This is a genomic window from Tardiphaga sp. 172_B4_N1_3, from assembly GCF_052076035.1.
Lineage (GTDB): Bacteria > Pseudomonadota > Alphaproteobacteria > Rhizobiales > Xanthobacteraceae > Tardiphaga > Tardiphaga robiniae.
This window is the reverse complement of sequence record NZ_CP197238.1, coordinates 25,476-45,582: the sequence shown is the minus strand read 5'-3', so window position 1 is coordinate 45,582 and position 20,107 is coordinate 25,476. Positions and strand designations below refer to the sequence as shown.

At 61.5% G+C, this 20,107-nt stretch carries 17 protein-coding genes; 1 reads left to right on the top strand and 16 read right to left on the bottom strand.

Annotation, left to right across the window (positions count from 1 at the left end; genetic code table 11):
- Nucleotides 1–80: 80 nt before the first annotated feature.
- From AB7783_RS00220 to AB7783_RS00170, 11 genes are all read right to left on the bottom strand, one after another.
- Nucleotides 81–1,766: a methyl-accepting chemotaxis protein gene (locus tag AB7783_RS00220; RefSeq protein ID WP_441276459.1), complete on the bottom strand. Its 1,686-nt coding sequence runs from the start codon at nt 1,764–1,766 to the stop codon at nt 81–83.
- A 179-nt stretch (nt 1,767–1,945) separates the two neighbouring features.
- Nucleotides 1,946–3,634 carry a cache domain-containing protein gene (locus AB7783_RS00215; protein ID WP_439057388.1) on the bottom strand — a complete coding sequence of 563 codons (1,689 nt, stop codon included), beginning with the start codon at nt 3,632–3,634 and terminating at the stop codon, nt 1,946–1,948.
- A gap of 292 nt (nt 3,635–3,926) precedes the next feature.
- On the bottom strand, nt 3,927–5,606 hold the full coding sequence (locus AB7783_RS00210) for a methyl-accepting chemotaxis protein (protein ID WP_441276458.1): 1,680 nt from the start codon (nt 5,604–5,606) through the stop codon (nt 3,927–3,929).
- 202 nt (nt 5,607–5,808) lie between these two features.
- A complete protein-coding gene (gene serA / locus AB7783_RS00205) occupies nt 5,809–7,398 on the bottom strand; it encodes a phosphoglycerate dehydrogenase (RefSeq protein WP_089261694.1) in 1,590 nt (529 codons plus the stop codon).
- Between the two features lie 191 nt (nt 7,399–7,589).
- Nucleotides 7,590–8,762 (bottom strand): phosphoserine transaminase, encoded by a 1,173-nt coding sequence (locus AB7783_RS00200; RefSeq protein ID WP_441276457.1) that lies wholly within the window; start codon nt 8,760–8,762, stop codon nt 7,590–7,592.
- A gap of 220 nt (nt 8,763–8,982) precedes the next feature.
- Nucleotides 8,983–9,387 (bottom strand): GNAT family N-acetyltransferase, encoded by a 405-nt coding sequence (locus tag AB7783_RS00195; RefSeq protein ID WP_120289146.1) that lies wholly within the window; start codon nt 9,385–9,387, stop codon nt 8,983–8,985.
- Between the two features lie 56 nt (nt 9,388–9,443).
- Nucleotides 9,444–10,025 (bottom strand): glutathione S-transferase family protein, encoded by a 582-nt coding sequence (locus AB7783_RS00190; protein ID WP_441276456.1) that lies wholly within the window; start codon nt 10,023–10,025, stop codon nt 9,444–9,446.
- A gap of 99 nt (nt 10,026–10,124) precedes the next feature.
- Nucleotides 10,125–10,940, bottom strand: coding sequence for an outer membrane protein (locus tag AB7783_RS00185; protein ID WP_441276455.1), 816 nt, complete (start codon nt 10,938–10,940; stop codon nt 10,125–10,127).
- Nucleotides 10,941–11,094: 154 nt separating this feature from the next.
- Nucleotides 11,095–11,964, bottom strand: a complete 870-nt coding sequence (locus AB7783_RS00180) for an outer membrane protein (protein ID WP_068731233.1) — start codon at nt 11,962–11,964, stop codon at nt 11,095–11,097.
- A 471-nt stretch (nt 11,965–12,435) separates the two neighbouring features.
- The gene (gene glmM, locus AB7783_RS00175; protein WP_089261706.1) at nt 12,436–13,782 is read right to left on the bottom strand and encodes a phosphoglucosamine mutase; all 1,347 of its coding nucleotides are present in this window, start codon (nt 13,780–13,782) and stop codon (nt 12,436–12,438) included.
- A 250-nt stretch (nt 13,783–14,032) separates the two neighbouring features.
- On the bottom strand, nt 14,033–14,230 hold the full coding sequence (locus tag AB7783_RS00170; RefSeq protein WP_141137017.1) for a hypothetical protein: 198 nt from the start codon (nt 14,228–14,230) through the stop codon (nt 14,033–14,035).
- Between the two features lie 123 nt (nt 14,231–14,353).
- Here AB7783_RS00170 and AB7783_RS00165 point away from each other — a divergent pair, with 123 nt between their 5' ends.
- The gene (locus tag AB7783_RS00165) at nt 14,354–15,493 is read left to right on the top strand and encodes an alpha-hydroxy acid oxidase (RefSeq protein WP_441276454.1); all 1,140 of its coding nucleotides are present in this window, start codon (nt 14,354–14,356) and stop codon (nt 15,491–15,493) included.
- A gap of 7 nt (nt 15,494–15,500) precedes the next feature.
- Here the strand turns inward: AB7783_RS00165 and AB7783_RS00160 are convergent, their stop codons facing one another.
- The 5 genes from AB7783_RS00160 to AB7783_RS00140 all read right to left on the bottom strand — a co-directional run bounded on the left by AB7783_RS00160 (nt 15,501) and on the right by AB7783_RS00140 (nt 20,101).
- Nucleotides 15,501–16,304, bottom strand: coding sequence for an alpha/beta hydrolase (locus AB7783_RS00160; RefSeq protein WP_441276453.1), 804 nt, complete (start codon nt 16,302–16,304; stop codon nt 15,501–15,503).
- A 25-nt stretch (nt 16,305–16,329) separates the two neighbouring features.
- Complete coding sequence (locus AB7783_RS00155; protein ID WP_441276452.1) at nt 16,330–16,959, bottom strand: hypothetical protein; 630 nt, start codon at nt 16,957–16,959, stop codon at nt 16,330–16,332.
- Nucleotides 16,960–17,031: 72 nt separating this feature from the next.
- Nucleotides 17,032–17,877: a shikimate dehydrogenase gene (locus AB7783_RS00150; protein WP_441276451.1), complete on the bottom strand. Its 846-nt coding sequence runs from the start codon at nt 17,875–17,877 to the stop codon at nt 17,032–17,034.
- 141 nt (nt 17,878–18,018) lie between these two features.
- Entirely contained in the window at nt 18,019–19,758 is a 1,740-nt protein-coding gene (locus AB7783_RS00145) for a SulP family inorganic anion transporter (RefSeq protein WP_441276450.1), read from the bottom strand.
- A gap of 55 nt (nt 19,759–19,813) precedes the next feature.
- Nucleotides 19,814–20,101 carry a helix-turn-helix domain-containing protein gene (locus tag AB7783_RS00140; RefSeq protein ID WP_089261718.1) on the bottom strand — a complete coding sequence of 96 codons (288 nt, stop codon included), beginning with the start codon at nt 20,099–20,101 and terminating at the stop codon, nt 19,814–19,816.
- Nucleotides 20,102–20,107 lie beyond the last annotated feature (6 nt).

The window sequence follows — 20,107 nt, the reverse complement described above, 5'->3', positions numbered from 1 at the left end:
CCCTCCCGCAAGGGAGGGCTTTTTGCGTTAGAGCGTGATCTACTTTCCTCTCCCACAAAGGGAGAGGGGAAGAAGAGCCTCTACGCCGCACGCACCTTGGTCAGGAACTCGTCCACCGCCGTCCGCAACATGCCGGACTGGGTGTCGAGCTCCCTGGCATTCGACAACACCTGCGAGGCCGCCGTCCCGGTCGCTTCTGCTGCACTGCTGACGCCGCCGATATGTTCGCTGATTTCACTGGAGCCCGCCGCGACCGACTGAATGTTGCGCGCGATTTCCCGCGTGGCCTCGCCCTGTTCCTGGACGGCCGAGGAGATGCTGGTGGTGATCTCGCTCATCTGCGCGATGGTCCCCGTAATGGCGCTGATCGAGAGTACGGCTTCGCTGGTCGATGCCTGCATAGCTGCGACCTGGGCGGAGATCTCTTCGGTGGCCTTGGCGGTCTGGCTTGCCAGCGCCTTCACTTCCGAGGCGACGACCGCAAAGCCGCGGCCGGATTCGCCGGCACGCGCCGCTTCGATGGTCGCATTCAGCGCGAGCAAATTGGTCTGGGAGGCGATGCTGTGGATCAACTGAACCACTTCGCCGATCTTCTCCGCGCCGCTGGACAGCAGCTGAACGGTCGCATTGGTGCGTTCCGCATCGCCGACTGCCTTGCTGGCAATTTGGCTCGACTGCGAGACCTGCCGCAGGACTTCGCTGACCGAAGCCGACAATTCCTCGGCGGCGGCTGCAACCGTGCTGACATTGTCCGACGACCGCTCCGACGCGGCGCCGACCGTCGATGCGCGCGAACTCGCATCGCTGGCAGTTGCCGTCATGGATTGCGCGGTGGTCTGCATCCCTGCCGCTGCCGTCGATACCGAGCGAACAATCCCGTTGACGCTGCGTTCGAAATCATCGGCGATGCTCTCCATGGTCGAACGACGCTCGGCAGACGCGCGCGCCTGCGTCTCGGCTTCGATCTTGTCGAGCCCGCGAATCCGGACCGCGTTGTCCTTGAAGACCTGAACGGTCGATGCCATCGCACCGATCTCATCGCCGCGCCCGGTCCCGGGAATGTCGTCTTCAAGCGCACCATCGGCCAGCGTGCGCATCCGCGCACCGAGCTGACCGAGCGGGCGGCTGATGCTGCGACCGATCATCCAGGCGATGCCGCCCGCGACCGCACCAATAGCAAGGATCGCCAAACCGAGCGCCCAGACGATCGGCTTCAACCTGGCGTCGAGGTCTTCCAGATAGGCTCCGGCGCCCACATACATGTTCCATCCCGGGATCGCAGCGGCATAAGCAACCTTACGCAGCGGCTCCGTCTGGCCGGGTTTGACGTAGTCGTAGAACATCGTGTGCTCGCCCTTGGCAGCAACACTGTCGCGCCACTCGCGACCGATCGCCTTGCCATTGGTCACCACATCGAGACGGTTCTGACCGATCTGCTTGGCATCCGGCGACAACACCGTCACGCCGTCCATCATGGAGCCGAACAGGTAGCCCGCGCCGTTGTCGTAGGTCATCGTGTTTGCACGACGACCGAATTCTGCCATCGCGGCTTCCTTGGTGAGCTGGCCGGCGTCGACTTGTTTTTGCAATCCGATCGCCACGCTGCGCGCGGCATCGACGAAGTGGCGAAGCTCCTCGATCCTTGAGGTCATCATCTCGCGCTGAACGAAATATCCCGCGAGAACGCCAGACGCGCACAGACCAAGCAACATGACACCCACCAGAATACCTAGCTTGGGCGTGATCGTCAGATTACTTATCTTCACAATGAGCTCTCCAAAAAAGGTCGCGGGTGCAAATACCAATTGAGGAGAAGAATACCGAACAGACCTTTTTTTGTTCTTTACAAACCAAACCCGCAAATCATCGAGCCTGTGATACTTGATGATGAGCAACGATTGCAGCGCTACAAGAGCTCGCTCTCCGCGAGAGAAGAGGAAAGGCTCTACGCTGCGCGAACCTTCGCGAGGAATTCATCCACCGCCTTGCGCAGGATGCTCGACTGGCCGTCCAGCTCCTTTGCATTCGACAGCACCATGCCTGCCGCCTGCCCCGTTGCTTCCGCCGCTGCGCTGACGCCGCCGATATGAGCGCTGACCTCGCTCGAGCCAGCGGCAACCGACTGGATGTTGCGCGCGATCTCCTGCGTGGCCGAACCCTGCTCTTCCACTGCCGCCGAGATCGTCGTGGTGATCTGGCTCATCTGCGCGATCGTGCCGGTAATGGCGTTGATCGAGTTGACAGCCTCCTGTGTCGACGCCTGCATCGCCGCAACCTGCGCCGAGATTTCCTCGGTCGCCTTGGCTGTCTGGCTCGCCAGCGCCTTCACTTCCGACGCGACGACCGCGAAGCCACGGCCGGACTCACCGGCGCGTGCCGCTTCGATCGTCGCGTTGAGCGCAAGCAGATTGGTCTGCGAGGCGATGTTGTGGATCAGCTGCACGACCTCGCCAATCTTCTCGGCGCCGCTAGAGAGCTGCTGCACCGTCGCATTGGTGCGCTCCGCATCGCCTACGGCCTTGCTGGCGATATCGCTGGAGGCTGCGACCTGACGCAGCACTTCGCTGACCGATGCCGATAGTTCTTCAGCCGCGGCGGCAACCGTGCTGACATTGTCAGATGAACGCGCCGATGCCGCACCGACCGTCGATGCGCGCGAGCTCGCGTCGCTTGCCGTCGCCGTCATCGACTGTGCAGTGCTCTGCATGCCGGCCGCGGCGGTGGAGACGGAACGCACGATGCCGTTGACGCTGCGTTCGAAATCATCGGCGAGGCTTTCCATAGCCGCACGGCGTTCGGCAGCAGCACGGGCCTGCGATTCCACCTCGATCTTGTCGAGCCCGCGAATGCGCACCGCGTTGTCCTTGAACACCTGAACCGTTGCGGCCATGGCGCCGATCTCGTCGCCGCGGTCGACGTCGGGGATCGCTTCATCCAGCGCGCCATCGGCGAGACCGCGCATGCGCGCGCCGAGCCGGCGAAGCGGGATGGTGATGCTGCGGCCAATCATCCAGGCAAGCGCGCCGAGAATGACAATGACCGCGAGTGCCGCGATCATCACGGTGCGCGCACTCTCCCAGAGCTGTACCTGCAAGTCGTCGATATAGACGCCGGTGCCGATCACCCAGCCCCAAGGCTCGAAACCAACGACATAAGACAGCTTCGGCTGCGGTGCGTCCTTGCCGGGCTTGGGCCACAGATAGTCGACGAAGCCGGCCTTCTGCTTCTTCACGACATCGGCGAATTCGACAAACAGCCGCTTTCCGTTCGGGTCCTTGTTGCCGGAGAGATCGCTGCCGTTCATCTCGGGCTTGATCGGATGCATCACCATGCGCGGCTGCAGGTCGTTGATCCAGAAGTAATCGCCATTGCCGTAGCGCAGTTTGCCGATACGCGCCGCTGCGGTCTTGCGCGCGGCCTCGTCCGACACACCGCTACGCTGGATCGTCGCGTATTCTTCCTGCGCGATGCCGAGCGCCAGCTCCGTGAGATGGGTCAATTCGCTCTGGCGCTGCTGCTTGAGGGAGTCGCCGAGGGTGTTCAGCTGCATCCAGGCCAGCCCGGCGAGGCCAAGAAAGCTCAAGCCAATGATGCTGTAGAGGCGAAGGCCGATCGAAATTTTCAAACGATTCATGGGAAGTATCCCTGTAAGGCGCGCTGAAATAAGCGAGTCACCATCGCAGGGTGTAGTTTCGAGTTCGTGAAGTGGTGTGTAGTTCCGTTTTTGCAACCGCGGTTATGGGTTACCTCGAATGCACCAAAAGTCGCGCTACAGGTAGCTGCGCACCACTATGAACTATCATTGTGCAGATTTAAATTCGGTGGTGCAGCGATACGACGCAGCGGCCGAAACTCAATAGTTCAGGCAAGTCCCAGCCCGGTAGCTCCCCGAGCGCAGCTAAGCCGCGCTCGGGGAAGGATTTGACTCAGGCTGCTCTCACCTTGGCGAGGAATTCATCCACGGCGGTGCGCAGCATGCCGGACTGGCTCTCCAGCTCCTTTGCATTCGACAGCACCTGTGACGCCGCGGAGCCGGTGGCCTCGGCTGCGCTGCTGACGCCGCCGATATGATTGCTGATCTCATTCGCGCCGGCCGACACCGACTGAATGTTGCGCGCGATTTCCTGCGTCGCCGTGCCCTGCTGCTCCACCGCCACAGAGATCGTGTTGGTGATCTGGCTCATCTGGGCGATGGTGCCGGTGATGGCGCCGATCGATGCAACGGCCTCGCTGGTCGACGCCTGCATGGCGGCAACCTGCGCCGAAATTTCCTCGGTGGCCTTGGCGGTCTGGCTGGCCAGCGCCTTCACCTCGGATGCCACCACCGCAAAACCGCGGCCGGACTCGCCGGCACGTGCGGCTTCGATGGTCGCGTTCAGCGCCAGCAGATTGGTCTGGGAGGCAATGCTGTGGATCAGCTGCACGACTTCGCCGATCTTCTCAGCGCCGCTCGACAGGATCTGAACAGTCGCATTGGTGCGCTCGGCATCGCCCACCGCCTTGCTGGCGATCTCGCTGGAGGCCGATACCTGACGCAGCACTTCACTGACTGACGCCGACAATTCCTCCGCAGCCGCCGCGACCGTGCTGACATTATCGGACGAGCGCGTCGAAGCTGCGCTGACCGTCGCGGCGCGCGAGCTTGCATCGCTTGCCGTCGCCGTCATCGACTGCGCGGTGCTCTGCATACCGACTGCGGCGGTGGAGACCGAGCGGACGATACCCGTCACGCTGCGCTCGAAATCCGTGGCCATCGCCTCCATGGCGGCTCGGCGCTCCGCGGCGATACGGCCCTGCGCATCCGCCTCGACCTGTTCGAGCGAGCGGATACGCAGCGCATTGTCCTTGAACACCTGAACCGTCTTGGCCATCGCACCGACTTCATCGCTACGGCCAACGCCGGGAATTTCCTCATCCAGCGCACCATTGGCGAGCGACCCCATGCGCGATCCCAGCATGCCGAGCGGCTTGGTGATGCTACGGCCGATCAGCCACGCGATCGCACCCGCCACTGCGGCAATGGCCAGCATGGCCAGGCCGAGCGCCCAGATGATCGGTTTCAGATGAGCGTCGAGGTCATCGAGATAGGCGCCGGTGGCAATGAACATGTTCCAGCCGGGAAGCGCCGCGGCATAACCCATCTTGCGCGACGGGACCTGCTCATTGGGCTTCTGGAATTCGTAGGTCAGAATCTTCGTGCCGTTGGCTGCGACGCCGTCGCGGAATTCACGCGTAATGGCAACGCCACTGACCTTGACGTCCAGCCGGTTGGATCCCGGCTTGAAGCCCGGCAGATGAACCACCTCACCGTCCATCGTGTAGATGAACAGATAGTTGCCGTTGTCATAGGTCATCGGCTCGATGCGGCGTACCAGCTCGGCGGTCGCAGCTTCCTTGGTGAGCTTGCCTGCTGCGACATCCTTCTGGATGCTGGCCGCTACGTTGGTCCCGATTTCGACGATCGATTTCAGCTGCTCGGTTCGCGCGGAGAGCATCTCGCTCTTGACCATATAGGCGGCCAGAATGCCCGCGGCGCAGAGGCCGATCATGGTGACGGCCACCAGAACGACGAGCTTGTACGTAATACGGATATTGGCGAGCTTCACGGCTGTATTCCCCCGGGCGTGCGATTTTCGATCGCTGATTCCTCGGAGTAAAATGTATCGGGGTAGTGTTCCCAAATCCTTACACGTGCGGGGCGGGGGCAAACGTGCCGCGCCGACCTGAATGTGAACATTTTCCGCAAAACGAAAAAATCCCCGCCTTTCGGACGGGGATTTCGGCAATGTCAGTTCGGGTAAGAGACACTCAGAATGTCAGCGCCTTAGCCTGTTTCACCTGCGGCAGCGCCTGCACCTTGCTCAGCACATCGGCCGGCACAACGCCGTCGATCTCCACCAGCGCGATGGCGTCACCGCCCTGTTCGTTGCGGCCGAGATGGAAGGTTGCGATGTTGACCTTGGCATCGCCGAGCAGCGAGGCGAACTTTCCGATAAAGCCCGGCTTGTCCTCGTTGGTGACATAGATCATCGACTTCCCGAATTCGGCATCGACGCGGATACCCTTGATATCAACCAGCCGCGGCTTGCCGTCATGATAGACAGTGCCGGACACCGAGCGTTCCTGCCGTTCGGTGATAACCGTAACGGTGATCAGGCTTTCGTAATCGCTCTGCGCCGCGCGCACCACTTCATCGACTACCATGCCGCGCTCCTTGGCAACGGCCGGCGCGGAGACGACGTTGACGTCGCCGAGCATCGGCCGCAGCAATCCGCTCAATGCAGCAGACGTCAGGGCCTTGATCTTCATTTCGGCCACCGCGCCTTCATAGGTGATCTGCACCTTGGCAATGCCGGTCTCGGTGAGCTGGCCCGCGAACGAGCCAAGCTTCTCGGCGAGTTCGATGAACGGCTTCAGCTTCGGTGCTTCTTCCGCGGTGATCGACGGGAAGTTGACCGCGTTGGAGATCGCGCCCGACAGCAGATAATCCGACATCTGCTCGGCGACCTGCAGCGCGACATTCTCCTGCGCTTCGGTTGTCGATGCGCCCAAATGCGGCGTGCAGATCACATTGGGATGGCCGAACAGCACGTTCTTGGTGGCCGGCTCCTCGACGAACACGTCGAAGGCAGCGCCGGCGACATGCTTGCTATTCAGCGCATCGACCAGCGCCTGCTCGTCGACCAGACCGCCGCGCGCGCAGTTGATGATGCGCACGCCGGGCTTCATCTTGGCGATGGCAGCGGCATCGATGATGTTCTTCGTCTTCTCGGTAAGCGGCGTATGCAGCGTGATGAAGTCGGCACGCTTGAGGAGGTCGTCAAGTTCGACCTTCTCGACGCCGATGTCCTTGGCGCGTTCCGGTGACAGGAACGGATCGAAGGCAATGACCTTCATACGCAGGCCGAGCGCGCGGTCGGCGGCAATGGCGCCGATGTTGCCGCAACCGATCACGCCCAGCGTCTTGCCGGTGATCTCGACACCCATGAAGCGGTTCTTCTCCCACTTGCCGGCCTGCGTCGACGCATCGGCCTGCGGGATCTCGCGGGCGAGCGACAGCATCAAAGTGATCGCATGTTCGGCGGTCGTGATCGAATTGCCGAACGGCGTGTTCATCACGATGATGCCCTTGGCGGTCGCCGCGGGAATTTCGACATTGTCGACGCCGATGCCGGCGCGGCCGATCACCTTCAGGCGCGTCGCCTTTTCGAGGATCTTCGCGGTCGCCTTGGTGGCCGAGCGGATGGCGAGGCCGTCATAGTTGCCGATGATCTCGGCGAGCTTGTCCTTGTCCTTGCCGAGGTTCGGCTGGAAGTCGACGTCGATGCCGCGATCCCGAAAGATCTGCACGGCAGCGGGAGAGAGAGCGTCGGAAATGAGAACTTTGGGGGCGGTCATGATGAGGCTCCTTCACCCTCCCCTTGAGGGGGAGGGTCGGCGCGAAGCGCCGGGGTGGGGTGAAGCAACGGGCTGATCATTGAATGAGAGGACGGGGAGAGGATGTCACCCCACCCCGCCGAATCCTGACGACGCTGCGCGTCGCCAGTCCTCGTCGACCCTCCCCCTCCAGGGGAGGGTAAGAAGCCGCCTTACGCCGCCTTGGCGAGCGAAGCCTTGGTCTCGGCAAAGGCCCAGTCGATCCACTGCGTGAGGATTTCGACGTCCTTGGCTTCGACCGTAGCACCACACCAGATGCGCAGACCGGCCGGCGCATCGCGATAATGCGCGAAGTCGAAACCGGCATTTTCCTTCTCAACAGCCGCGACCAGCTTCTTGGCGAAGTCAGCCTGCGCGTCCGGCGATAGCGCGGTGATCGCGGGATCGATCACCTTCATGCACACCGACGTGTTGGAGCGGATCGCGGGATCGGCTGCGAGGAAGTCGATCCACGGCGTCTTCGCTTTCCAGTCAGCGAGCGCCTTGGTGTTGGCGTCCGCACGCGCGATCAGCGCCTTGAGACCTCCGACCGACTTGGCCCAGCCGAGCGCATCGAGATAGTCCTCGACGCACAGCATCGACGGCGTGTTGATGGTCTCGCCGACGAAGATGCCTTCGTTGAGCTTGCCGCCCTTGGTCATGCGGAAGATCTTCGGCAGCGGCCATGGCGGCGTGTAGCTCTCCAGACGCGCCACGGCGCGCGGCGACAGCACGAGCATGCCATGTGCGGCTTCGCCGCCGAGCGCCTTCTGCCAGGAGAAGGTGACGACATCGAGCTTCGCCCAGTCGAGCGGCTGCGCGAAAGCGGCCGAGGTCGCGTCGCAGATGGTCAGGCCTTCGCGGTCAGCCTTGATCCAGTCGGCATTCGGTACGCGCACGCCGGAAGTGGTACCGTTCCAGGTGAAGACGATGTCCGAGTTCGGATCGGCCTTCGACAGGTCGGGGAGTTCGCCATAGCCGGTATGCAGCTTGGTGACGTCCTTGAGCTTCAGCTCCTTGACGATGTCCGAGACCCAGCCCTCGCCGAAGGATTCCCAGGCGATGGTGGTGACGGGACGCGGCCCGAGCAGCGACCACAGCGCCATCTCGACAGCGCCCGTATCCGATGCCGGCACGATACCGATGCGGTAATCTGCGGGCACTTCAAGCACTTCACGCGTCAGATCGATCGCGAGTTTGAGCTTGTTCTTGCCGATCTTCGCACGGTGCGAACGGCCAAGGGCTGCGTCGGTGAGTTTTTCGGGGGTCCAGCCGGGGCGCTTGGCGCAGGGGCCAGAGGAGAAATGCGGCACGTTAGGCCGCGAAGCGGGCTTCGCTGCAGTCATATTCTATCCTTCCAGATAGCTAGCCTCCCGTTGGGGGGAGGTGTCCCGCTGGCGTGGATATGGGAACCGGCCCGGAGCGTCAAGCGACTTCCGGGCTATCACGCGTCATTGATGGCCGGATGACGTCGCCCGTCCCCGGCGTACCACCACCGGTTTTGCTGATGCCTTGCAATAAATGGCGCCGCGCAGCGTCCGCCCGACGACATGATGATGACGCGTTCTAGAACCGCAACGTCATACCCACATGACTGCCAGCGAAACCGAGCCGTTTATAGAATCGCTGGGCATCGACCCGGGTCTGATGCGTCAGCAGCTCGACGAGTTTGCATCCCCTCGCCTGTGCCTCGCCAATGGCCCATCGCACCAGTTGTTCGCCGATACCCTGGCTGCGCAGCGTCGTCGAAACACGAACATCCTCGATGAGCGCTCGCGAAGCGCCCTGCGAACTCAAGCCCGGCAGGATGCAGAGCTGCAGGCATCCGACCACGCTGCCGTCGCCGCCTTCTGCAACCATCAACCGGATATTTGGGTCATGCGCGAGTTTATCGAAGGCCTCGTAATAAGATTGCGGCAGTGGGTCCTCGATACGCTCGCGGCCACGGCCGAGCGCATCATCGGCCAGCATTACCACGATCGCGACGACGTCCTCGCGGCGCGCAGGCCGTAGCTTGATCTGCGTATTCACGAAATACCCAATGCCTTCTCGCTGTCGGCGATCCAGCGCCTGATCGACGCGTAACCATCGAGATGGAAGCCCCCCTCATGGGCGACGCGCGTATAGGCCAGCAACGACGCGTCGGCCAGCGAGACGCGATCTCCGACAAGGAAACGCGATGTCGTCAGGTGATGCTCCATGCGCACCAGCGCGAAATAGCCGCGCTTCAGCTTTTCGGGATCGAGATCCGAAATCGCCTTGCCGAGATAGACGATCTGATAGCGGCACACCGCGATATAGGGCTCGTGGCTGTATTGTTCCCAGAACAGCCATTCATCCATCCTGGCGGCCTCATAGGCATCGGTCGGAATCAGATCGCTGCCACGGGCGAGATAGCGGATGATGGCATTGGATTGCGCGAGCGGGCGGCCGTCGTCGAGCACGACGGTCGGCACCTGGCCGGCGCCGTTAAGCGCCAGAAACTCCGGCGTCCGGCTCTCGCCCTTGCTCGTGTCGATATCAATCCACGTATAGGGAAGTTTGAGGTGATCGCTCACCCACTTCACCTTCAGGCAATTGCTGGAATTCAGATCGCCGTAGATTTTCATGATGACTGCCCCGCATCCTCAGACACGGTAAGGCAGCATTCGTGAAACGGCATGTCAACAGAGATCAAACTCGTGCCAAACGTACGCGACCTTGGCTGGTCAGAACTTGTAGCCGACGCCGGCTCGCACCGTGTTGATGTTGGTATCGACCGATGAGGTGAAGCGGACGTATTCCCATTCGGCGCGTGCGAACAATCCGCCGATCAGATTGATGTCGACACCGAGACCGGCAGTGTAGCCGTAGATGAGATGGCTGTATTGGCCTTCGGTCCTGCTGTAGTCGAACGGGATGTTCTGGAAGCCCGGCGCTGCGGCTACATTGACGGCAACGCCGTGAATGCGTGCGGACCGAACGATATCGGCCTGTCCGAGCGCGAGACCTCCGAACATGTAAGGCAAGAACGCTCCCACGGCATAGCCGGCGCGGGCGCGCAGCGTGCCCATATCCGTAATCGACATCTTCGCAGCGGCATCATAGGTGACGCCGTTGGTATAGCCGAGAGCATCAATGAAAGAGCGCGCCATCGAGCCGGTTGTGTCTCCGCCAAACTTGCCGTGCAGATAACTCATTTCGACGCCAATCACGACGTCGTCCCACTGGCTGTTGTAGCCGATGAAGCCACCCCAGCCATCGCCTCGCCGCGACGTCTTGCCGAGCAATGGCCATTGCGAGACCTGACCGGCCGATTCCATTGCGAGGCCATCCAGCAGGCTGCCTGCGAGGGTACGCGTTGCACCGGTGAAATTCATGTCGGACTGCCCGACGCCCGCCTGGGCGCCGATGTAGAAGCCATCCCAGTCGGATCGCCCCATGGTTCTGCCTTCGGAAAGCGAGCCGCGCAGAATGGGCAGGTCGGCTGCATGAGCCGCTGACGCTGTGATCGAAAGCACTGCGGCAAAGATAAACTTACGCATCACGACAATTCCTCAACTCACCGAACTGTCCCGATCATCCGCTGTTAACCTTAATCATTGGTTGCGATGATACTACCCGTGCAAAACAAAACGGCGCGGGAAGCTCCCGCGCCGTTAAGGTCTCTTAAGATAGTTGAGGCGATCGGCGCTTGCCTTAGCCCTTGCGGATCAACGGCGGCGGCGCATAGGCCGGCGGGCTGTCGAGGTTCCAGCGCACGCCGAGCTTCAGGTCATGCGAGGTGATGTCTTTGAACTGCATCGCCACGCCACGGGTGAAGCCGTCATAAGTCGAGACCGGCCCGGTCTGGCCATCGCCGAGATTCATGTAGCTGTAGCCGAGTTCGACGGTCATTGCCGGATTGACCTTGTAAGCCAGGCCCGTGTGCAGGGCCCATGCGAAGTTCCACTTCGATGCTGCCGGTGCGCTGGCATAGCTCGGGAACGGGCCGCCGATGAAGGGCACGCCGCCGGCGGAGCCGACATTGATCGCACCGTTATCCGTGTAGTTCCCGATATTGACGCGAGCCATACCGACGCCGGCGCCGACGAACGGGGTCACGCACCACCAGGTACCGAGATCGACGTAACCATTGGCCATCACCACCCATTCGGACTTGGTGGCGTTATAGTTGTTCACGCCGGTACCAACGAGGCCGCTCGACGGGAACGTTACGTGATCGGTGCCCTTGAAATTCGAATTGCCGCGATACTGGCCGGTGATGTCACCGCGGAACCAGTTGTTGAACTGATAACCGACACCGAGCTGGAAGATGCCAGCCGTATCGAAGGCAGTGGTCTGCTGAAGCGAGAGGAGATTGGCGTTGCGACCGTCACCCATCTCGATGTTCTTGACGCGCTGGTTGCTGAAACCAATATCGCCGCGCAGGTACCAACCGCCGAAGTCTTCGACCGGCGGCGGCGCATACATCTGAGGCGGTGGAGCAATGGGCATGTCGGCAGCGAGAACGGCGGTCGACATCAGGGAAGCCGCGCCCGCGGCCAGAATGAATTTAACGCTACGCATTGGCTTCGTCCTTTTGGGCCAAAGAGGCAACTAATGGAGGCCTCACACTCGGAAACTCACAAACGGACGATGACACCAACTCCTTAAGCGGCGCTTAACCCTAACTTTTAAGGTTGATATTTGGTGACGAAAATGCACACAAATTCCATCACGCCACTGCGTCGCCACAGTTACTAACAATGTCTTGCTATCAAAACGCGCTGCAATGCGCCGCGGCGTCGCCAGGTGTTAACGAGGACTTACCTGCCCGGAGCCTTCGGCTCTGACCGGATCAGAGCCGAGGCTCCGGCTTTTTGTTGAGACGCGTTTCCTTGATGCGAACCGGTGCCCACTTCGCTCGAAAGCGCTCCAACGCGAACTATCAAAATGCAAAAGAGCCGCCTCGCCCGGTAAATATTCGGACAAGACAGCTCTTCATGTTCGGCAGTGATCGCGCGCTGGCGCCTCGGCCAGAGCGAATGAACAGGAACCTTACGCCGCGGCTGCGTGGCCCAGCGCGTCAACGATGGAATCCACCACTTCCTCGACCATCACGCGGTCATCGCCCTCTCCCATCACGCGGATGACTGGCTCCGTGCCCGACGGGCGGATCAGGAGACGACCATGGCCGTTGAGGCGCTGTTCACCGGCAGCGATGGTGGATTTCACTTCCGCATCATCGAGCGGCTTGCCGCTGCGATAACGCACATTCTTCAGAATCTGCGGCAACGGATCGAACAGGTGGCAGACTTCCGACACCGGCCGACCGAGCTTGGTCACCACGGCCAGCACCTGCAGCGCGGCTACGAAACCGTCGCCTGTCGTCGCATGGTCCGACATGATGATATGGCCGGAGGGTTCGCCGCCGACATTGTAGCCGTGCTGCAGCATCTGCTCGAGCACATAGCGATCACCCACTGCCGTGCGGATGAGATCGATGCCCTGCCCCTTCAGGAAGCGCTCCAGACCGAGATTTGACATCACGGTGGAGACAATGCCTGGCTTGGCAAGCCGCCCGTCTTCCTTCCAGCTCTGCGCGATAACGGCGAGCAACTGATCGCCATCGACCAGATGGCCACGCTCGTCGACCATGATCAGCCGATCGGCGTCGCCATCCAGCGCAATGCCAATATCGGCGCGCATCTCGCGCACCTTGCGACTCAGCGCTTCCGGTGCGGTCGATCCGCATTCCTTGTTGATGTTGAAACCATCCGGCTCGACGCCGATGGAGATGACGTCCGCGCCGAGTTCCCAGAGCGCCTCCGGCGCCACCTTGTAGGCGGCGCCATGGGCGCAATCGATGACGACGCGCAAACCATCGAGGCTGAGATTTCGCGGCAGCGTGCGTTTGGCAAATTCGATGTAACGATCATGCACCCCGTCGATGCGGCGCGCCCGACCGAGGCTGGCGCTCTGCGACAGTCTCTTGTCGAGATTCTCGTCGAGCAATTCCTCGATCTGCTTCTCGACATCGTCCGACAGCTTGTAGCCGAGCGGTCCGAACAGCTTGATGCCGTTGTCCTCGAACAGATTGTGCGATGCGGAAATCATCACGCCGAGATCGGCGCGCATCGACTTGGTCAGCATCGCCACGGCGGGCGTCGGCATCGGCCCGACCAGTAGCACATCCATGCCGACCGACGTGAAGCCTGCCACCATCGCATTTTCGATCATGTAGCCGGACAACCGGGTGTCCTTGCCAATCACGACACGATGACGGTGTTCGCCGCGTTGAAACACAAGACCTGCCGCCTGCCCGACTTTCAGTGCCAGTTCCGGCGTGATCAAACCATTGGCGCGGCCGCGAATGCCGTCTGTCCCGAAATATTTACGGCTCATGGTAACCCCCAATGCCCTCGCGCCTTGCGCGAGGGCTCAAAACCCTGTCTCAGGCGACTGACCCATTGGCAGCGCCATATATGTGACGGACTTATAAGGCTACGGCCCCTAAAATCGCTTCAAAAAATATGATGAATCATTACCAAGGCCCGGAGCACGCGATCGACGACAAGCCATTGATATTACTTATATACCTTACCTTTCATGTAATGCCTTCGATGGAGCATCGGCTGACCGGAACCCGGTCCGCTCAGCCCTTTCGCTTGATATGCGCGTCCGCCTTTGAATGGGCAGGCTGGGTCACACTGACCGGATCGGAGCCCGGAAAAGTCTCCTCCAACCCTTCGTCCAGCGCAACTTCCAGCTGTCGCTTTTCTTCGTCCTCGGCTGCCTTGCCGGGAGCCTTGCCGGCCCCGTGGCCTGCTGGATTTGTCTTGGAGCCGGACATTCTGGCCTCCTTCAATTTCGACGACATTCCAATGACAAGGATGATATGGCGGACCGCCTAACCATGCTAGATGACACCGAAACAAGCAAATACAAGCAAAGACAAGAACGGCTGGGACATCTCATGAAGCATATCACCTGCATCGAAGATCTTCGCCTCGAGCACAAGCGCAACGTGCCGAAGGCGTTCTTCGATTATGTCGACCATGGCTCCTATAGCGAAGACACGTTCCGTGCGAATTGCGAGGATCTGCAGAAGCTGAAGTTCCGCCAGCGTATTCTGGTCGACATCGCCAATCGCGACACCTCGACGACCATCCTCGGTGCGAAGGCCACCATGCCGCTGATCTGCGCGCCGGTCGGCTCAACCGGCTTGCAATATGGCGACGGCGAAATTCACGCCTGCCGGGCGGCGCAGGCGGCGGGCATTCCCTATACGCTCTCGACGATGTCGATCAATTCGATCGAAGACGTCGCCGAGAATGTCGAAAAGCCGTTCTGGTTTCAGCTCTATGTCATGAAGGATCGCGGCTTCATCAAGGAATTGATCGAGCGCGCCATCAAGGCGAAGTGCAGCGCGCTGGTGCTGACCGTCGATCTGCAGGTGATCGGCCAGCGTCATGCCGACATCAAGAATGGCCTGTCGGTGCCGCCTCAGATCTTGAATGTGAAGAACCTGATCGATTTCATGAGCAAGCCCGGCTGGCTAGTGCGGACGCTGAAAGCCAAGCGGCGCAACTTCGGCAACATCGCCGGCTTCGTGAAGAACACCAACGATCTCGGCTCAGTGGCGGAGTGGACGGCATCGCAATTCGATGCGTCGCTGAACTGGAAGGATCTCGACTGGATCCGCAGCATCTGGCCCGGCAAGATCGTGATCAAGGGCATTCACGATATCGAGGATGCCCGCGAAGCCGTGAAGGTCGGCGCGCAGGCGATGGTCGTCTCCAACCACGGCGGACGTCAGCTCGACGGCGCGCCATCGTCAATCTCGGTGCTGCCAGGGATCGCCGATGCCGTCGGCTCGGAGATCGAAGTGATGTTCGACAGCGGCATCCGCTCGGGGCAGGACGTGATGCGTGCGCTCGCCCTCGGCGCCAAGTCCTGCATGATCGGCCGCGCCTATATCTACGGTCTCGGCGCCTATGGCGGCCCCGGCGTAACCAAGGCGCTGGACATCCTGCGCAACGAACTCAGCGTGACCATGGGCCTGTGCGGCGTGAATTCGATCGCCGAGATCGACAGGCACGTGCTGGTGCAGTGAGGACTCGTCAGATCGCCGCGTCGATCCACGCGGCGATCGTATCGACGACTTTTTGCTCGATGCCGTAATAGCCGTGCGGAGACAGCGATCCGCAATCCGTGGACGAGCGCTGATCTCCGCCTCTGACCCTGAGGACCTTGACGCGCGGCGCGCCACTCATCGCTGCTGCGATCTTGTCGGCGTCTTCCGGCGGTGCGACATTGCAGCGATCGTCTGAATTGGCAACGACGAGTGCGGGCACATTGACTCGTTCAGGATGCGCGTCGAACACCGTCTCGTGGCTGCCACCAAGGCGCGACACCGACTCAGTGAGCACGATACCTGCGATCTGACCGTCACGCAGATTCGCGGCGCCGTTCATCGCCGCAATCGAGCCTTGGCTGGTCCCGAGCAGGAAGACCGGTCCCGGCGCCTGCGCATGAGCTGCAGCGACGAGATCGCCCACAAGTGCTGCATATTGCGGTGAGCTGCGCAGCCCGCGCAAGTTCTGACTATTGACGGCGTCGGGGATCAGCACCGCGAAACCCGCAGCATTCCAGAGCACGCGCGAACGGACGACGAAGTTGTTACCGTGCGCTATTTCGCCATCCCGGGCGATGCCTACATCGCCTGCTCCGCCGGGCAGCATCACGATGGTCGCGCGTGGATGCGATGGACTGGCGTAGAGCGCGCGCTGCCGATCGTCGCCATGAACAGGCAGGTTCAGCACCCGCTCCGTCGTGGAGGGCGCTGTCTGCGCAGCAGCGAAGTGCGGCGCAGACAACAACAGAGATGCGAGAATGAGGCACGGTGCGAGCAATGGTCTGCGCAAGAGCTTCTCCGCTGTTTCGAATTTCTCACATCGGCGGCGTCAACCCATCCAGCCCAACATTGACCCGCGCCGTCTCGAAGGTGCCATCATCCTTCTTGGTAGCGCCCATGATGATGATCTTGGCGCCAGGCTTGAGTTCATCCTTGTTGCCCGGCACGAATGTCACGATGGGCGTGTCGGGCGTCACGGTCACTTTCTTTTCCCCGTCCTTGTACTTCACCGTCACCGTCTGGCCATCGGAGGCCTGGACCTTCTGATCGACGGTGGCGTTGGTCATGCTGCTGTTGGGGCGCAGATCCCAGGGGCGCGAGCCTTCGCCGGTGCCGCGCATCGCTTCCGGAAAGATATGGATCGCGATGGCCTTCTGCGACCCATCGGCCTGCGGCATGCCGGTCACGCCGATATAGGAGCCGGGCTTCACCTCGGCCATTGTCGTTCTGGCAATGCCGGTGACGGTGACATTGTCCGTCATCTTCACTTTGCGCTCATCGCCTTCGCGCGTCTTGATCGTCAGCACAGCGCCATCGACGGCTTCAATGGCACCACGGATGCGCAGGGGTTGCGGCTGCTGCGCTGATGCAGCGGAAATCAGCAATGAACCAGCGAGAATTGAGCCCACGAACAAGCGAGCCGAAGTCGATACAATCTGAACCATAGGGGAATTTCCTTTGAAGGCGGCGCCCACCGCTGCAGATGGAAACCCCAAGGCCAAATAGCTATTCCCCGCTCACGCCACTGTGAGATCGGCTTCGACGAGGCGACGCAGTTCCGGCGTTACGTCGGGGCGCTGCCCGAACCACAGCTCGAAGCCACGCACGGCCTGATACAACAGCATGCCGAGACCATCCGCGGTGCGGAGGCCCCTTGCGCGGGCGCCGGCGAGCAGCGGGGTGTCGAGTGGCACGTAAACGAGATCGGCGACGACCGCCTGGTCAGGCAACAGATCGAGGTCGATGATCAATGGCGGCTGGCCGCCCATGCCGAGCGACGTGGTGTTCACCAGCAAGGATGCGCGCGGCAACATGCTGGCGACATTCTCCCACGCCAACGGCACCACCTGCGAACCGAATTGCGCGGCCATCGCCTCGGCGCGATCGAGACTGCGATTGGCGACATAGACATGTTTGATGCCGCGTTCGAGCAATCCGAACACCACTGCACGCGACGAACCGCCCGCGCCGAGCACCAGCGCGTCGTCGGCGTGGTCCCAGTCGGGCGCGCAATGATCGAGATTGTCGATGAAGCCCTCGATATCCGTATTGGTCGCGCGTAGCGTACCGTGGTCATACCATAACGTGTTGGCGGCCCCGACCGCGCGCGCGCGGCGATCCGGTGAGGTCAGCTTCAGCACACGCTCCTTGTGCGGGATCGTGACATTGGCGCCGATGTAACCGTGCTTGGAGAGGTTCATCACGAATTCGGCCACGCCTTCCGGCGGGATCGACTCGATGCTGTAACCGCCCGGAATATCCATGCTGCGCAGCCAGTGATGGTGGATCAGCGGCGAGCGCGAATGCGCGGCAGGCCAGCCGATCAAACAGGCGGCGCGGGGCGTGGTCTCGTTCGGCATCATTCATCCTTCGCTTCAAGCGGAAGCGTGCGTAGCATAAAAATCATGCAGGGGCTCTTAATCATCAGACAGTTTGCAGCGCACAGCAAGTCCGACAACCATGCAGACGATCAATACTGCAGCTGCGAGCAATTGCCGATGCCATCAGCTCGACGCCTCCTGGATCGCTGCAGCGCGTCGGGTCTTGATCTCGCTGACGGCCGCTGCAACATCAGCACGGTATTTGACCAGTGGCGGTCGCGCGCCGTGGGTCAGCAGCGCCCGGCGCACGCCCTGCGAGGTGCCGGTGAGAATGACGCGGACGCCTTGTCGCTTTGCCTTCTCGGCAATGCCCTTGATCGCATTCGCAGCAGTCGAATCCAGGAAGGGGACCGCGGCAAAATCGATCACAAAAGCCTTGTGGCGATCCGAGAAGCCCTCGAGCACAGATCCGATGGTGGAGGCCGCGCCGAAGAAAAATGCGCCGGTGATGCGATAGACAACGACGTCGGGATCGGCAGCGAGACCGGGATCATAGGGTTTTCGGTCGCCATTGGCGTCGTCGGCCTTGTCGGCCACGACCAGCGGCTTATCCGCCTCAATGCCGGTTGTTTGCGCCATGCGGTTGATGAACAGAATCGCGCCAAGCGCGAAGCCGACCACAATGCCTTCGGTAAGATCGCGGAAGATCGTTAGCAGGAAAGTCGCCGACAGCACGGCAGCATCGCCCCATGATGACCGCAGTAACGTCGCGAATTCATGCTTCTCCGCCATGTTCCAGGCGACCACGGCAAGCACCGCGGCGAGCGCCGCCAGCGGAATGTAACTTGCCAATGGCGCCGCGACGAGAATGAATACCAGCAGGAATACCGCATGCAGCATGCCCGAGATCGGGCCGTGCGCGCCGGCGCGGACATTGGTGGCGGTTCGCGCGATGGTGCCGGTCACGCAGATTCCACCGAACAGCGCCGAGCCGATATTGGCGATGCCCTGCGCCACCAGTTCGCAATTGGAGCGATGCCGCCGGCCGGTCATGCCGTCAGCGACGACAGCTGAGAGCAAAGATTCAATCGCGCCCAGCAGCGCAAAGGAGATGGCGTCCGGCAGAATGGCCTGCAGCTTTGCCAGGGAAATCGCGGGAAGCGACGGCAGCGGAAAGGATTGCGGAATGCCGCCGAACTTGGTGCCGATGGTTTCAACCGGCAGCGCAAAGAACCATGCCGCGACCGCGCTTGCGGCAACCGCGATCAGAATGCCCGGCCAGGAGGGCCGCAGCTTCTTGAGCAGAAGGATGATCGCAATGGTCGCGATGGTGATCGCGGCGGCCGACAGGTTGACGGTGTGGATCGCACTTCCGAGCACCTGCAGCTTCGGGATCAGTTCGCCAGGCTCCTTGCCGGTGAGTGTGAGCCCGAGGAGATCCCTGATCTGGCTGGCGAAGATGATGACGGCAATGCCCGCTGTGAAGCCGACCGTGACCGGATAGGGAATGAACTTGATGTAGGTGCCAAGCCGGAGATAGCCGGCCGCCATCAGAAAAACGCCCGACATCATGGTCGCGAGGATCAGTCCGTCGATGCCATGGCGGCTCACGGTGGCAGCCACCAGCACGATGAAGGCGCCGGCTGGACCGCCGATCTGAAAGCGGCTTCCACCCAGCGCAGACACGAGGAAGCCGCCGATCACAGCGGTGATGAGGCCACGATCCGGCGACGTCCCCGAGGCTATGGCAATCGCCATGGACAACGGAAGCGCGACGATTGCCACCGTCAAGCCGGACAAGATGTCGGCGCGCAGATCGGCGATGCCGTAGCCTTCGCGCAACACCGTGATCAATTTCGGCGTGAACAGTTCGGCGAAGGTCGGCTGATGCGGCCCCCACGCGCGATTTCTGGACATGTCCATTCCCGACTCGCCCCTGTCACCTGCCGCGGATCTCGATCGAGGCCGCGGCCCGTTCTCAATCCGTCAGCTTTGGCTCTTCAAGTTTCGGTGGTGGACCGGGCTGTTTCAGCCTCACCCCTCGTCCGCCGGAATCGCTGCGGACGTTCTCGCCGATCAAATCGACGCCTGAGCGATCGAGGGCATCGACAACCTTGATCAGCGAATCCACCACGCCCCTGACATTGCCTTCGCTCGCTTCCATGCGCTGGATGGTCGGTAGCGACACGCCGGCCATTTCGGCCAGCCGCTTTTGATCGATACCCAGCAGCGCACGGGCGGCCCGCATCTGAAACGATGTAATCAAGGGCGG

Coding starts and splice junctions, on each gene's coding strand:
- AB7783_RS00215 (WP_439057388.1), bottom strand. CDS start 3,634: ATGAATCGTTTGAAAATTTCGATCGGCCTTCGCCTCTACAGCATCATT.
- serA (WP_089261694.1), bottom strand. CDS start 7,398: ATGACCGCCCCCAAAGTTCTCATTTCCGACGCTCTCTCTCCCGCTGCC.
- AB7783_RS00200 (WP_441276457.1), bottom strand. CDS start 8,762: ATGACTGCAGCGAAGCCCGCTTCGCGGCCTAACGTGCCGCATTTCTCC.
- AB7783_RS00195 (WP_120289146.1), bottom strand. CDS start 9,387: ATGCTGGCCGATGATGCGCTCGGCCGTGGCCGCGAGCGTATCGAGGAC.
- AB7783_RS00190 (WP_441276456.1), bottom strand. CDS start 10,025: ATGAAAATCTACGGCGATCTGAATTCCAGCAATTGCCTGAAGGTGAAG.
- AB7783_RS00185 (WP_441276455.1), bottom strand. CDS start 10,940: ATGCGTAAGTTTATCTTTGCCGCAGTGCTTTCGATCACAGCGTCAGCG.
- AB7783_RS00180 (WP_068731233.1), bottom strand. CDS start 11,964: ATGCGTAGCGTTAAATTCATTCTGGCCGCGGGCGCGGCTTCCCTGATG.
- glmM (WP_089261706.1), bottom strand. CDS start 13,782: ATGAGCCGTAAATATTTCGGGACAGACGGCATTCGCGGCCGCGCCAAT.
- AB7783_RS00170 (WP_141137017.1), bottom strand. CDS start 14,230: ATGTCCGGCTCCAAGACAAATCCAGCAGGCCACGGGGCCGGCAAGGCT.
- AB7783_RS00165 (WP_441276454.1), top strand. CDS start 14,354: ATGAAGCATATCACCTGCATCGAAGATCTTCGCCTCGAGCACAAGCGC.
- AB7783_RS00155 (WP_441276452.1), bottom strand. CDS start 16,959: ATGGTTCAGATTGTATCGACTTCGGCTCGCTTGTTCGTGGGCTCAATT.
- AB7783_RS00150 (WP_441276451.1), bottom strand. CDS start 17,877: ATGATGCCGAACGAGACCACGCCCCGCGCCGCCTGTTTGATCGGCTGG.
- AB7783_RS00145 (WP_441276450.1), bottom strand. CDS start 19,758: ATGGACATGTCCAGAAATCGCGCGTGGGGGCCGCATCAGCCGACCTTC.